Genomic DNA, 13,697 nt, shown 5'->3' with positions numbered 1-13,697 from the left:
AACCCATGAACCGCAGGAAACTGCTCGGCGGCCTGCTCGCCGGCGCCTCCGTGCCCACCCTCGCCGCGTGCAGCGGCGGCATCACCTCCCTGAAGGGCGACGGCGCCGGAGGCGGCCAGGGCGGCGGCAGCAGCGCGGGCGGACTCGTCATCGGCACCGCCAACTTCACCGAGAACCAGCTCCTCGGCTACCTCTACGCCGAGGCCCTGGGCGGCGCGGGCATCAAGACGAGCGTCCGCCCCAACCTCGGCTCCCGCGAAATCGTCATCCCCGCCCTCCAGCAAGGCGACATCGACCTGCTGCCCGAATACCAGGGCAACCTGCTCCTCCACTTCGACGACAAGGCCCCCCAGACCCAGGCGGGCGACCTCCAGAACGCCCTCACCGTCGCCCTCCCCAGCGGCCTCGAAGCCCTCTCGTACGCGGCCGCCGAGGACAAGGACGTCTTCTGCGTCACCCGCGAAACCGCCGAGAAGCACGGCCTGCGCAGCTTCTCCGACCTGAAGAAGCAGAACGGCAAGCTGGTCTTCGGCGGCCCCGCGGAGGACAAGAACCGGGTCGTCGGCCTGGTCGGCCTCAAGAACCGCTACGGCGTCACCTTCAAGGAGTTCAAGGCCCTCGACGCCTCCGGCCCGCTGGTCAAGGGCGCCCTGAAGAAGGGCGACGTCGACGTCGCCAACCTCTTCTCCACCGACCCCGACATCGAGGCCAACGACTGGGTCATCCTCGCCGACCCCAAGGCCCTCATCCCCGCCCAGCACATCGTCCCCGTCATCCGCGGCGCCAAGGCCGACACCAAGGTCCGCAAGGCGCTGGCCAAACTCGGCGTCGCGCTCACCACCCACGAACTGGCCAAGCTCAACAAGCTGGTCGACAAGGAGAAGAAGGACCCCGACGAGGTCGCCGCCGACTGGGCAGCCGACCACGGCCTCACCAAGAAGTAGGGCGGTATGCCCACATCCCTGGTCGAGCAGCGCTCGATCGACGTCGTCCCCGACGCGGAACGCCATGGCACCGCCTTCAGCCAGTTCACGCTGTGGCTCGGCGCGAACCTCCAGATCACCGCCGTCGTGACCGGCGCCCTGGCCGTCGTCTTCGGCGTGGGCGCCTTCTGGTCGGTCATCGCCCTGCTGGTCGGCAACGTCCTGGGGGGAGCCGTCATGGCGCTCCACTCCGCCCAGGGGCCACGGCTCGGCCTCCCCCAGATGATCTCTTCCCGGGCCCAGTTCGGGGTCCGTGGCGCGATCGTCCCGCTGCTGCTGGTCATCGTCATGTACGTGGGCTTCTTCGCCAGCGGCAGCGTGCTGGCGGGCCAGGCCGTCGGTGAACTCACCCACCTCGGCGACACGACCGGCATCGTCCTGTTCGCCCTGCTCACCGCCGTGGCCGCCGCCGTCGGCTACCGCCTGATCCACACCCTGGGCCGGATCGCGGGCGTGGTCTGCGCCCTGGCCTTCGTCTACCTGGGCATCCGGCTGCTGGACCGCGCCGACCTGGCCGCCCTCCTCCACGACCGGAGCTTCGACTTCCCGCTCTTCCTCCTCGCGGTGTCGCTCTCCGCCTCCTGGCAGCTCGCCTTCGGCCCGTACGTCGCCGACTACTCCCGCTACCTGCCGCGCACCACCTCCGCGCGGGCCACCTTCTCCTGGACCCTCGCGGGCACCGTCCTCGGCTCCCAGTGGTCCATGACCTTCGGCGCCCTCGCGGCCGCCGCGGCCGGTGACGCCTTCGTCGGCCACGAGGTCTCGTACGTCGTCGGCCTCGGCGGCGGCGCGGCCCTGATCACCTCACTGCTCTACTTCGTCATCGCCCTCGGCAAACTGACGATCAACGTCCTCAACACCTACGGCGGCTTCATGTCGATGGTGACCAGCGTCAGCGGCTTCCGCGGCCACGCCACCCTCTCCCCGCGCGGCCGGACCGCCTACATCGCCGGGATCATGGTCGCGGGCACGGCGGTCGCCCTCCTGGGCAAGGACAGCTTCCTGTCCTCCTTCAAGGACTTCCTGCTGTTCCTGCTGACCTTCTTCACCCCGTGGAGCGCGATCAACCTCGTCGACTACTACGCCATCGCGCACGAACGCTACGACATCCCCGCCCTCAGCGACCCCCACGGCCGCTACGGCGCCTGGCGCTGGAAGGCCCTCACCACCTACGCCCTCGGCGTCCTCGCCCAACTCCCCTTCCTCTCCACCCACTTCTACACCGGCCCCCTCGTGGCCCCCCTCGGCGGCGCCGACATCTCCTGGCTCATCGGCCTCGCCATCCCCGCCGCCCTCTACTGGGCCCTGGCCCGCCACGATACCGCCCACGTCCCGGACCGCATGATCCTCACCCCGGAACCGGCGCCCGGCCGTCCGGACGTCACCGAGCCCGAGTGAGCCGGGGGGCGACCGGCTCGGGGGCGGCGTCGAGCGCATCGAGCACCGCGTCGCCGTTCGCCCTCGCCCACTCGGTCAGCATGTGGATCGGCTCGATCAGCGTCGCCCCGAGCGGGGTGAGCTCGTACTCGACGCGGGGCGGCACCTCGGCGTAGGCGTGGCGGCGGATGAGTCCGTGCGCCTCGAGCCGTCGGAGCGTCTGGGTGAGCATCTTGCGGGAGATGCCGCCGATCAGCTCGATCAGCGCGCCATGGCGCACCGGGCCCTTGCTGAGGCCGTAGAGCACGACCACCGTCCACTTGTCGGCGATCAGCTCGACCGCCAGACGCGCCGGACAGTCGGCGAGAAAGGGAGCACCGGGACCAAAACCGCTCATGGCGCCAAAGGTACCGGCGTCAGAGGTACCTGGCGGTTCCTATCACCTTCATAGCCTGGGTTCTCTTCTCCCCTCCACATAAGCCAGGAGAGTCATGAGGGTCATCACCCAGCAGGCGCTCGGCGGTCCCGAGGTGCTCACCATCGTGGACGCGCCCGAGCCCCAGCCCCTCCCGACCGAGGTTCTCGTCCGCGTCAAGGCGATCGGGCTGAACCCGCTGGAGGCGCGCCTGCGCGCCGGCGAGTTCCCGCTGATCGGCCGACCGCCGTTCATCCTCGGTTGGGACATCAGCGGCGTGGTCGAGGAGGCGTCGCAGACGTGGCGGTTCAGGCCCGGCGACGAGGTGTTCGGGATGCCGCTGTTCCCGCGGGCGGCGAGCGCGTACGCCGAGGTCGTCTCGGCGCCGGCGTTGCACCTGGCCCGCAAGCCGGCGTCGCTCTCGCACGTCGAGGCGTCGGCGCTGCCGATCGTCGGGCTGACGGCGTGGCAGGGCCTCGTCGACCTCGGCGGCGTGACCGAGGGCGACCGCGTCCTCGTCCACGGCGGTGGCGGCGGGATCGGCCACGTCGCGATCCAGATCGCGAAAGCGCTCGGCGCGCACGTGATCGCGACCGCCGGCGGGAGCAAGCGGAAGTTCGTCGAAGGGCTGGGCGCCGACGAGGTGATCGACTACACGACGGTCGACTTCACCGAGGCGGTCCGCGACATCGACGTCGTGCTCGACACGATCGGCGGCGATACCGTCGAGCGGTCGCTCGAAGTGCTCCGCCCGGGCGGTCACCTGGTGACGGCGGTCGCCGAGGAGGACTCGGAGCTCGCCGCCAGGTACGAGGCGGCCGGCATGCGCTTCAGCGGCATCGCGGTCGACCCCGATCCGGTCGCCCTGCGAGGTCTCGTCGAACTCGTCGAACAGGGCAGGCTCCGGGTCCACGTGCAGGAGACGTTCCCGTTCGAGCGCGTCGCCGACGCGCACCGGCTGCTGGACGGCGGCCACCTCCAGGGCAAGCTCGTCCTCACCATCTGATCCCGCCGCGGGGCGTCGCGTGAGTGAGGCCCATCGATGACCGGCTGGTGCCCTCCGCATCAAGGGCGCCGGGACGTGTCACCACTCCCGGGTGAGGTGGTCGAGGCCGCCTCGCTTTTGGAGTGTGCACCTGATCGGCCGTCAGGGCAGGGCCCCGGAGGGTGCAAGTTTGTGCAAGAACGTAGCCCTGCGGGCTGGCCCCGGGGCAATCTCGGACATGACCCGTCCGACCTCGGTTTCTGGAGGGAAGCCATGTCTCTGAGGTTCGTTGGCATCGACCCTGACACGCCCAACGGAGGCTCTCCCACGGTCTGGCTCGAAGACGAGAGCAGAGATCGTCATTCAGGGGTGGCTGCCCGACTCGGAGATGCACACCGAGATCGCCGGAACCGAGTGGGTAGAGGGACACCCGATCGGCATTCCGGGTCATGAGGGCGTGGTCCGTGCCCCCGTCAGGATGATCCCCTATCTGAGGAAGGTGTGCGATGACGCAGAGCGTGCCGGACTTTGCCGCCCTGCTGAGGAGCGCTGAGCACTCCGCGTGTCACCTGGAGATGCGCGACGCCTACATGGATGACCCGGTGTTCGCCGACTGGCGGGCGGGCAAGCGTGTCGATCGGCCCGAGGAGTACCAGCTCCCGCGGGAATACCGGGAGTGGGCCGGCCTGGTCCGCGAGACCGTCGCCCGGGGTGTCGTCATGCGCCGGGCGCGACTCGTCTCCGAACCGGTGACCGACTACATCCGTTGGGAGCATGCGATCACCGAGCGGCACAATGTCGCACTCGGCGAGCGGGTTCGCTGGCTGCCTCGGCGTCTTGCCTCTGACCTCGCCCTCCCGGGCAACGACTTGTGGCTGATCGATGAACGCCGTGTCCTGTTCCACTGGTTCACCGGTGACGGCGAGTGGGCAGGACACGAATTCAACGAGGACCCGGCCACCGTGAAGATGGTGACGACTGCGTTCGAGGCGGTGTGGGACCGGGGCATTCCACACTCCGAGTACGTCGTCTAATCCCTGTCCGCCCGTCAGCAAGTCGAGCTCACCGCCTATGCCCTCGTCTCCGTCCTCCAGCGTCATCGAAGCTCGCAAGGCCCTCGCGAACCGGCTGGTCGAGATCCGCAAGGATGCCGGACTCACGGGGGCCGAGCTGTCTGCCCGCTGCGGATGGCACGAGAGCCAACCGAGCACTCCGGACTTCGGGCCGAGCAAGAGTCGGTTGCCCCGCTGTACGAGCGCACGAGCCTCTTTCGGGTCTACGCCAGCCGTGTTCTGCCCGGGATGGTGCAGACTCCGGAGTACACCACCGCGCACGGTCGGTCGGTGGTGGTGCGCACCGTCTGTCCGGAATGGCCAACGGTAGACAGGGAGTTCACGGGTGGCCATGGCGCCCGTGGGCCGAAGACCGGGATCAGGCCGGGGGCAGGAGCTTCTTCTGGGGCTTGCCCATGGCGTTCCGGGGGAGGGCATCCAGGAAGCGGACCTTGCGGGGGCGTTTGTGGACGGAGAGCTGGGTGGCGACGAAGTCGATCAGGTCCTGTTCGCCGACGCCGTCGGCGACGACGTACGCGACGATCTGCTGGCCGAGGTCGTCGTGGGGGGCGCCGACGACGGCGGCCTCGTGGACGGCGGGGTGGTCGAGGAGGGCGTTCTCGACCTCGCCGGCGCCGATGCGGTAGCCGCCGGACTTGATCATGTCGGTGGAGGCGCGGCCGACGATGCGGTGGAAGCCGTCCGGGTCGACGGCGGCGATGTCGCCGGTGCGGAACCAGCCGTCGTCGGTGTAGGAACCGGCGGTGGCCTCGGGGCGGCCCAGGTAGCCGTCGAAGAGGGTGGGGCCGGTGAGCTGGAGTTCGCCGATCTCGGCGCCCTCCTCGGCGACGATCCGGGTCCGGACGCCGGTGATCGGGGTGCCGACGGAGCCGGGGCGGCGTTCGCCGTTCGCGCGGGTGGAGACGGTGATGAGGCTTTCGGTCATGCCGTAGCGCTCGACCGGGCGCTGGCCGGTGAGCTGCTCCAGGTCGCGGAAGACCGGGGCGGGCAGCGGCGCGGAGCCGGAGACCAGGAGGCGGGCGGCGGACAGGGCGCGGGCTGACTCGGGGTCCTGGACGACGCGGTTCCAGACCGTGGGGACGCCGAAGTAGAGGCTGCCACCCGCCGCCGCGTAGGCCGCCGGAGTCGGCTTGCCGGTGTGGACGAGGCGGCTGCCGGTGCGCAGGGCGCCCAGGACGCCGAGGACCAGGCCGTGCACGTGGAACAGCGGGAGCCCGTGGACCAGGGTGTCGTCCGCCGTCCAGGCCCAGGCCTCGGCCAGCCCGTCCAGGTCGGCGGCGACCGCGCGGCGCGAGATCAGGGCGCCCTTGGGCGCGCCGGTGGTGCCGGAGGTGTAGAGGATGAGGGCGGTGGACTCCGGGTCGGGCTCCGGCTTCGTCCACGCCGCCCGCTCGGTCAGGTCCACCGGCACCGTCTCGATCGGCGCCTCGACGCCGGTGTCGCCGGTGCCGCCGCTGAGCAGCAGGGCGGCGCCCGAGTCGCGCAGGATGTGGTCCCGTTCGGCGGGTCCGGAGTCCGGCGGTACGGGGACCACGGGCACCCCGGCGAGCAGCGCGCCGACGACCGCCGTCACCGTCTCCGCGGTCGGGGTCGCCCGGACCGCGACGACCGGCGCCCCGGCCACCCGGGCGGCCACCGCGCCCGCGGCGCCCAGCAGGTCCTCGCGCGAGAGGGCGCGGCCGCCGACGGTGAGCGCGTCGGGGCGGTCACCGCCCGGCGCGGCGAGGGAGGAGAGGAGAGGTGCGGTCACGGAACTGACTCCTTTCGGCCCCCTGCGCCTTTCGTGGGGGGCTGGCCCTACCGACTTCAGCGTCCCCGTGACCGTACCTTCGTATCCATGGACGCCCATGACCCGGAGCTGAAACGGGAACTCGACGCGACCCTCCAGGCCCGCAAGGAGCTGGGCGCGGAGTACGAGTCCGAACTGATCGACGCCTTCCTGGAGAAGGTCCAGCAGCGCTTCGACAATACGGCGGACCGGGATCTGCGGCGACAGCAGGCCGAGCGCCAGATGGCCGCGGCGCGCGGCGCGCGCCCGTACACGGGCGGGGACGGGGAGGCGGCGGGCGTGGGGCTCGGCGAGCGGTTCGCCTTCGTCGGGGTGTCCCTGGTGCTCGCGATACCGCTGTCGGCGATCGGCGCGGTCAACGCCGGGGAGTCCGGGCTGCTGATCACCTGGGCCGGGATCGTCGGCGTCAACGCGGTCCACTCGCTGGGCTTCTTCTCCCGGTTCCGCCGGGAACACAGGAAGTGAAGCGCGGGAACCGCCGCACCCCGGCGTAGTGCCGAGGGCGGGACGACGGCGGTTCCCGCGAGGGACGCGGTAGCCCGCGTCCCGGGCGACTGTGGAGGTCCGGGAGCCGCTCCGGATGTCCTGGTCGCCGCATCCTTGGGTGTCGGTGTCGTCCTTTCCGACATCCCCTAATCTGCCGGGGCAGTGTTAACGCTGTGCTGCGTACGCGTGACGCTCACGTACCACTTCACCGAAGCCCGAACTGCGGCGTCACTTCGTGCCGTTGGCGAGGTATGCGAGCAGGTCCTGACGGCTCACGACGCCCTTGGGCTTGCCCTCCACCAGCACGACCGCCGCGTCCGCCCGGCCCAGGACGGCCATCAGGTCCTCGACCGCCTCGCCCGAGCCGACGTGCGGCAGGGGCGGGCTCATGTGCTTCTCCAGGGAGTCGCCGAGGGAGGCGCGCTGGGCGAACAGGGCGTCCAGCAGCTCGCGTTCCACGACCGAGCCGATGACCTCGGCGGCCATCACGTCGGGGTGTCCGGCGCCGGGCTTCACGATGGGCATCTGCGAGACGCCGTACTCCCGCAGGACCTCGATGGCCTCCCCGACCGTCTCGTCGGGGTGCATGTGGACGAGCGACGGCAGCCCGCCCTCCTTGCCCTGGAGGACGTCGCCGACGCGCACGGACGGGCCGTCCTCCTCCAGGAAGCCGTAGTCCGCCATCCACTCGTCGTTGAAGATCTTGGAGAGGTAGCCGCGGCCGCTGTCCGGGAGCAGCACGACGATCACGTCGTCCGGGCCGAGGTTCTCGGCGACCTTGAGCGCGCCGACGACCGCCATGCCGCAGGAGCCGCCGACCAGCAGCCCTTCCTCCTTGGCGAGCCGCCGGGTCATCTGGAAGGCGTCCTTGTCGGAGACGGCGACGATCTCGTCGGCGACGGTCCGGTCGTACGCGCTGGGCCAGAAGTCCTCGCCGACGCCCTCGATGAGGTACGGGCGCCCGCTGCCGCCGGAGTAGACGGAGCCCTCGGGGTCGGCGCCGATGACCTTGACCCGGCCGTCGCTCACGTCCTTCAGGTAGCGGCCGGTGCCGCTGATGGTGCCGCCGGTGCCGACGCCCGCCACGAAGTGGGTGATCTTCCCGTCGGTCTGCTCCCACAGCTCGGGGCCGGTGCTCTCGTAGTGCGAGCGCGGGTTGTCCGGGTTGCTGTACTGGTCGGGCTTCCAGGCGCCGGGGGTCTCGCGCACCAGGCGGTCGGAGACGTTGTAGTACGAGTCGGGGTGCTCGGGGTCGACGGCGGTCGGGCAGACGACGACCTCGGCGCCGTACGCCCGCAGCACGTTGATCTTGTCGGTGGAGACCTTGTCCGGGCAGACGAAGACGCACTTGTAGCCCTTGCGCTGGGCCACCATCGCGAGGCCCACGCCGGTGTTGCCGGAGGTCGGCTCGACGATCGTGCCGCCGGGCTTCAGCGCGCCGGACGCCTCCGCCGCCTCGATCATCCGGACCGCGATGCGGTCCTTCACCGAGCCGCCGGGGTTGAAGTATTCGACCTTGGCCAGGACGGTCGCCCGGATGCCTTCGGTCACGGTGTTGAGCTTCACCAGCGGGGTGTTGCCGACCAGCTCAATCATCGATTCGTAGTACTGCACGCCTGCTCCTGGTCCGGAATCCGCGGGATCTCCGCGTCGGGACGGCCGCGTCGCGGGCCCTTAGAGCCAGCTTATTGCGCGGACCCGCCCACCGACCCGTGCGGTTGTGGTCACGCACGCAGGGGGCACCAAGTGGTTAGCAAGGCGTACAAAGGTACAGAAGGCGTTCGGACGGAGGTGGGCTGGACCCATGTCGATGTCGAGGGCGAGGGTTGCGCGGCGGATCGCGGCCGCGGCGGCGTACGGGGGCGGCGGGATCGGGCTGCTGGGCGGGGTGACCGCCGTGCTGTTGCTCACCGAGGTCTCCCTGGCGAAACGGATCGTGGGCGGGTCGGAGGAGGCTCCGCCGCGCGCGGACGGCCGCTACGGCTTCGCCTTCGCCCGGAGGACCGGCCAGCCACCCCTGCGGCTGGCCTTTCTCGGCGACTCCACGGCCGCCGGACAGGGCGTCCACCGCCCTAGTCAAACGCCGGGCGCGCTGCTGGCCTCCGGGCTCGCGGCGGTGGCGGAGCGCCCGGTGGACCTGCGGAACGTGGCGCTCCCGGGGGCGCAGTCCAGCGACCTGGAACGGCAGGTCACGCTGGTGCTGGAGGACCCGGAGCAGCTGCCGGACGTCTGCGTCATCATGATCGGCGCGAACGACGTCACCGGGCGGATGCCGCCCGCGCAGTCGGTGCGGCTGCTGTCGGAGGCCGTGCGGAGGCTGCGCGAGGCCGGGTGCGAGGTCGTGGTGGGCACCTGCCCCGACCTGGGCACCATCGAGCCCGTGTACCAGCCCCTGCGCTTCGTCGCGCGCCGGTTGAGCCGCCAGCTGGCGGCGGCGCAGACGATCGGGGTCGTGGAGCAGGGCGGCCGTACGGTGTCGCTGGGCGACCTGCTGGGGCCGGAGTTCGCGGCCAATCCGCGGGAGCTGTTCGGGCCGGACAACTACCACCCCTCGGCGGAGGGGTACGCCACGGCCGCGATGGCCGTGCTGCCGACGTTGTGCGGCGCGCTCGGGTTGTGGCCGGAGGAGGCGCCGGAGACGCGCGACGAGGGCATCCTGCCGGTGGCCACGGCGGCGGCCGCGGCCGCGGCGGAGGGTGGTACCGAGGTGACGGCCGCCCGTGGGCCGTGGGCCCGCCTGTTGCGGCGCAACCGGCCCGCCGGGGAGGACGCGGCGGAGGGGGCGGCCCCTGTCCCCCCGGTGACGCACTGAGGGGGTTTTGTTCCCCACCCCGCCCCTTCCCGAACCGGGGCTCCGCCCCGGGCCCCGTTGCGGGGGCTCCGCCCCCTGCACCCCCGCCGGGGCTCCGCCCCCGGACCCCGCTCCTCAATCGCCGGAGGGGCTGGATGTGCCGACCCGGGGCTGGGACGTCCCGGCCCAGGCCAGGGCCGGGGCGCGGCCCCGGTGGGGGTTCGGGGGCGGAGCCCCCCGAACGGGGTCCGGGACGGAGCCCGTTCGGGGGTTTGGGGGCGGAGCCCCAAAGCGGGGTCCGGGGCGGTGCCCCGGCGGGGGTCCAGGGGCGGAGCCCCAGCGGGGGTCCGGGGGCAGAGCCCCGGCGAGGGTTCGGGGCGCGGCCCCGGCGGGGATCCTGGGGCAGAGCCCCAGCGGGGGTCCGGGGGCAGAGCCCCAGCGGGGGCCGGGGCAGAGCCCCGGTTTCGGGAAGGGGCGGGGCGGGGACAACAACGGCCTCCGCACCGCTGAGCGTACGCTTAGGAAAAAGAGTTCCGCGTCACAGCACTCGCCCCGTGACCCCTGCTCTACGTGCGGGTAACTTCCCTCACAGTCCGACGTCGCACCCCCGATCCGCCCCATGGAGCCGTGATGCCCGAAGCCGTGATCGTCTCTGCCGCCCGTTCGCCCATCGGCCGTGCCTTCAAGGGGTCGCTCAAGGACCTGCGGCCCGACGACCTGACCGCCGAGATCATCCAGGCCGCGCTCGCCAAGGTTCCCCAGCTGGATCCGCGGGAAATCGACGACCTGATGCTCGGGTGTGGTCTGCCGGGCGGGGAGCAGGGGCACAACCTGGGGCGGATCGTGGCCGTGCAGATGGGGATGGACCATCTGCCCGGGTGCACGATCACCCGTTACTGTTCGTCCTCGCTCCAGACCTCGCGGATGGCGCTGCACGCCATCAAGGCGGGCGAGGGGGACGTGTTCATCTCGGCAGGCGTCGAGATGGTGTCGCGCAGCGTCAAGGGCTCCTCGGACGGGCTGCCGGACACCCACAACCCGGTGTTCGCCGACGCCGAGGCCCGTACCGCCGCGCGGGCCGAGCAGGAGGGAACCGACTGGCACGACCCGCGTGAGGACGGGCTGATCCCCGACGCGTACATCGCGATGGGGCAGACCGCCGAGAACCTGGCCCGGCTCAAGGGGATCACCCGCGAGGACATGGACGCGTTCGGCGTGCGGTCCCAGAACCTCGCGGAGGAGGCCATCAAGAAGGGCTTCTGGGAGCGCGAGATCACCCCCGTGACGACCCCGGACGGCACCGTGGTGGCCACGGACGACGGGCCGCGCGCGGGGACGACGCTGGAGGGCGTACGGGGCCTCAAGCCGGTGTTCCGGCCCGACGGGCTCGTCACCGCGGGCAACTGCTGCCCGCTCAACGACGGCGCCGCCGCGCTCGTGATCATGTCCGACACCAAGGCGCGCGAGCTGGGCATCACCCCGCTGGCGCGGATCGTGTCCACGGGCGTCTCCGGCCTCTCCCCCGAGATCATGGGGTACGGACCGGTCGAGGCGTCCAAGCAGGCGCTGGCCCGGGCCGGGATGGCGATCGGCGACATCGACCTGGTGGAGATCAACGAGGCGTTCGCCGCCCAGGTCATCCCGTCCTACCGGGACCTGGGCATCGACCTGGACCGGCTCAACGTCAACGGTGGCGCGATCGCGGTGGGCCACCCGTTCGGCATGACCGGCGCCCGCATCACCGGCACGTTGATCAACTCGCTCCAGTTCCACGACAAGCAGTTCGGTCTCGAGACCATGTGCGTGGGCGGCGGCCAGGGCATGGCGATGGTCATCGAGCGGCTGAGCTGAGCCGCGTTCCCCGCGGATACACGGCCCGATCGCGAGTTGTGACCCAATCTCCCCCAGGATGTGACCAACGTCCTGGGGGAGCCTCGTCTCCCCAGCTCAGAGGCGGTGGACGGCCCCCTTCCGGGCATGGACTTCGGTCCGCTCCGTGACGTCCTGCACTGACGCCGAGAGGCGAACCGAGTCAAGCTGAGGTAGGAATTCGGGGGATCGACAGCAACCGGGAGTTACGTCAGTGAGCCCCATGACCCTTGCCCTCCTGCTGGCCGCGCTGGCCGCCACGGCCACCGGCGCCGCCGCGCTGCACACCGCGCGCGCCGTGCGGCGGCAGATCACGGAGCTGCGCGCCGAGCTGGCCGCCACGGTCGCCGCGACCGGTCGGGCGGACCGGTCCGGGGAGGACGCCGTCACGGTGCCCGCCGCCCGTGCCACCCCCGCCGCCGAGATACGCGCGGCCGTCGCCGACGCGCTCGCCGAGGAGCGGGAGCGCGAGCTGGCGGAGGCCCGGGCGTTCTGGGCCGCCCAGGAGGCCCGGGACTCGGCCGGGTCGTCCGACGCCCCCTCGCTGCTCGGCGGGATGGCCGGGCTCGGCGAGGACTCCCCGCACGACGCTCAGCTCTTCGTGCCCCGCCAGGCGGATCTGGCCGGTCTGGAGCCGCTGCTCGGCCTGGACGCGCTGGGCCCGGACGCCCGCGACGCCGCCGGGGAGCAGGAGCCGGAGGAGCCGATGGAGCTGGAGGTGGGCGCCGAGGTGGGTGCCGAGATCGGCGCGGAGCTCGGCGTCGAGACGGACCAGGAGGCCGAGACCGTCGAGTCGCCCGAGCTGGCCGCCGCGCGCCGCCGCCACCCCTCGCACCCCGACTTCACGCCCTCGTCGCCGGTCGCCGACCACGACCGGACCGTGGCCCGGCTGACCGAGCTGGCGGAGGCCCGTACCCCGCTGGCGGACGTACGCCCCGGCCCGCTGGGCACGCTCGACGTGTACGTCTTCGCCGACGGCACCACGATCTGCATGACCCCCGGCCACCGGGAGACGGCCGAGCGGCTGGCGGACGCGCTGCGCGAGGGCACCGCCCCGGTGCTGCTCGGCGGCTCGGGCGTCTCGGGTGCGTACGCCCTCACCTTCGGCTGCGGGGACGAGAACGTGTACGTCCTCGCCGACCGCGTCATCGCGTCGCTGTGAAGCTGTGAAGCTGTGAAGCTGTGAACCGGAACGCGTGAACCGGCCCTCAGAGGCCGCAGCGCCCGGCCGCCGCCCGGACGAGCTCCGCCGCCTCCGCGGCCCCCGCCTCAGCGGCGCCACCCGGCGCGCGCTCCAGCGCGTGCACCAAATCATGACCGGCCACCGCGACCTGGTCGGCGATCATGAAAATCCCCGCGTCCGGCATGATCCGCGGCGGGGTCCCGGGCTCCTCCAGACGCTGGGCCCGCACCGACAATTCCCTCGCCAGAGCCAGTCCTTCGGCCGCAGCGCCCTGGCGCAGCCGGGACTGCGGGAGGGCGCGCAGCCGGTCGGCGAGACGGTCGACGGCAGTCAGCAAAGGGGTCGCATCATCCACGTCGTGAGCGTATGCGCCACCCACGGACTGTTGCCAACGGCCGAACACTCAGGCACGGTGAGCTGAAGGACCCCACCCGGGTGATTGAATCCGGGTCCGGAATGGACGCGTCCGGAGGCGCCGATGTCCCAGATCTTCTCCGACGAGACTCACCGGAACCTACTCTCCCGCATCCCCCAATGCACCGGCCGTGAGATTGCCGACTGGCTGCGCACGGTAGACGAAGGTCCCGCCTTCTTCCGCTTCGAGGAGAAGGTCAGCTGGCTGCGGGGCGAGCACCAGCTCGCCTATGGGCACGCCAAAGCGATCATCCACGAACACGACCTGAGGCGTGCGGCGCGCAAGCTGCTGTAGCCCGCCGCCCGGAGGCAGAGCGTGTACCACAGAGGGG

The 13,697-nt window shown here is 71.6% G+C and carries 13 protein-coding genes and 2 pseudogenes; 11 read left to right on the top strand and 4 right to left on the bottom strand.

What is annotated here, in order from left to right; translation table 11 throughout:
• The first annotated feature begins 5 nt into the window (after positions 1-5).
• Together LCH29_RS15990 and LCH29_RS15985 are read left to right on the top strand one after the other, a co-directional pair.
• Entirely contained in the window at positions 6-944 is a 939-nt protein-coding gene (locus LCH29_RS15990) for an ABC transporter substrate-binding protein (protein WP_446462404.1), read from the top strand.
• Between the two features lie 6 nt (positions 945-950).
• Positions 951-2,381, top strand: coding sequence for a purine-cytosine permease family protein (locus LCH29_RS15985; RefSeq protein WP_446462403.1), 1,431 nt, complete (start codon positions 951-953; stop codon positions 2,379-2,381).
• Here the strand turns inward: LCH29_RS15985 and LCH29_RS15980 are convergent.
• Complete coding sequence (locus LCH29_RS15980; RefSeq protein ID WP_446462402.1) at positions 2,365-2,757, bottom strand: winged helix-turn-helix transcriptional regulator; 393 nt, start codon at positions 2,755-2,757, stop codon at positions 2,365-2,367. The two genes, LCH29_RS15985 and LCH29_RS15980, sit on opposite strands and share 17 nt — an antisense overlap.
• Before the next feature lie 94 nt (positions 2,758-2,851).
• On the opposite strand from LCH29_RS15980, the gene LCH29_RS15975 reads away from it, so the two are divergent.
• From LCH29_RS15975 to LCH29_RS15960, 4 genes and pseudogenes are all read left to right on the top strand, one after another.
• Positions 2,852-3,781, top strand: coding sequence for an NADP-dependent oxidoreductase (locus tag LCH29_RS15975; RefSeq protein WP_446462401.1), 930 nt, complete (start codon positions 2,852-2,854; stop codon positions 3,779-3,781).
• A gap of 252 nt (positions 3,782-4,033) precedes the next feature.
• Positions 4,034-4,313 (top strand): annotated as a pseudogene (locus LCH29_RS15970) (hypothetical protein).
• Complete coding sequence (locus tag LCH29_RS15965) at positions 4,267-4,794, top strand: DUF6879 family protein (protein ID WP_446462400.1); 528 nt, start codon at positions 4,267-4,269, stop codon at positions 4,792-4,794. The pseudogene LCH29_RS15970 and the gene LCH29_RS15965 overlap by 47 nt, the downstream one beginning before the upstream one ends.
• 37 nt (positions 4,795-4,831) lie before the next feature.
• A pseudogene (locus LCH29_RS15960) lies at positions 4,832-5,106 on the top strand (transcriptional regulator); the annotation flags it as partial.
• Positions 5,107-5,191: 85 nt separating this feature from the next.
• Here the strand turns inward: LCH29_RS15960 and LCH29_RS15955 are convergent.
• Complete coding sequence (locus LCH29_RS15955) at positions 5,192-6,583, bottom strand: acyl-CoA synthetase (RefSeq protein ID WP_446462399.1); 1,392 nt, start codon at positions 6,581-6,583, stop codon at positions 5,192-5,194.
• Positions 6,584-6,670: 87 nt separating this feature from the next.
• On the opposite strand from LCH29_RS15955, the gene LCH29_RS15950 reads away from it, so the two are divergent.
• Positions 6,671-7,087: a hypothetical protein gene (locus LCH29_RS15950; RefSeq protein WP_446462398.1), complete on the top strand. Its 417-nt coding sequence runs from the start codon at positions 6,671-6,673 to the stop codon at positions 7,085-7,087.
• 249 nt (positions 7,088-7,336) lie between these two features.
• Here the strand turns inward: LCH29_RS15950 and LCH29_RS15945 are convergent, their stop codons facing one another.
• The gene (locus LCH29_RS15945) at positions 7,337-8,722 is read right to left on the bottom strand and encodes a cystathionine beta-synthase (protein WP_446462397.1); all 1,386 of its coding nucleotides are present in this window, start codon (positions 8,720-8,722) and stop codon (positions 7,337-7,339) included.
• Positions 8,723-8,912: 190 nt separating this feature from the next.
• Here LCH29_RS15945 and LCH29_RS15940 point away from each other — a divergent pair, with 190 nt between their 5' ends.
• From LCH29_RS15940 to LCH29_RS15930, 3 genes are all read left to right on the top strand, one after another.
• Positions 8,913-9,920, top strand: coding sequence for an SGNH/GDSL hydrolase family protein (locus tag LCH29_RS15940; RefSeq protein ID WP_446462396.1), 1,008 nt, complete (start codon positions 8,913-8,915; stop codon positions 9,918-9,920).
• Between the two features lie 609 nt (positions 9,921-10,529).
• Positions 10,530-11,750, top strand: a complete 1,221-nt coding sequence (locus LCH29_RS15935; RefSeq protein ID WP_446462395.1) for an acetyl-CoA C-acetyltransferase — start codon at positions 10,530-10,532, stop codon at positions 11,748-11,750.
• Between the two features lie 232 nt (positions 11,751-11,982).
• Positions 11,983-12,930 (top strand): hypothetical protein, encoded by a 948-nt coding sequence (locus LCH29_RS15930; RefSeq protein WP_446462394.1) that lies wholly within the window; start codon positions 11,983-11,985, stop codon positions 12,928-12,930.
• 46 nt (positions 12,931-12,976) lie between these two features.
• Here LCH29_RS15930 and LCH29_RS15925 read toward each other — a convergent pair whose 3' ends face one another.
• Positions 12,977-13,306 carry a hypothetical protein gene (locus tag LCH29_RS15925; RefSeq protein ID WP_446462393.1) on the bottom strand — a complete coding sequence of 110 codons (330 nt, stop codon included), beginning with the start codon at positions 13,304-13,306 and terminating at the stop codon, positions 12,977-12,979.
• 123 nt (positions 13,307-13,429) lie between these two features.
• Between LCH29_RS15925 and LCH29_RS15920 the strand changes: the two genes are divergently transcribed.
• Positions 13,430-13,660: a DUF4287 domain-containing protein gene (locus LCH29_RS15920; protein WP_009717330.1), complete on the top strand. Its 231-nt coding sequence runs from the start codon at positions 13,430-13,432 to the stop codon at positions 13,658-13,660.
• The last annotated feature ends 37 nt before the right edge of the window (positions 13,661-13,697 follow it).

This window comes from Streptomyces sp. BRA346, from assembly GCF_052851135.1.
This window is presented reverse-complemented; position numbering and strand designations above follow the sequence as displayed.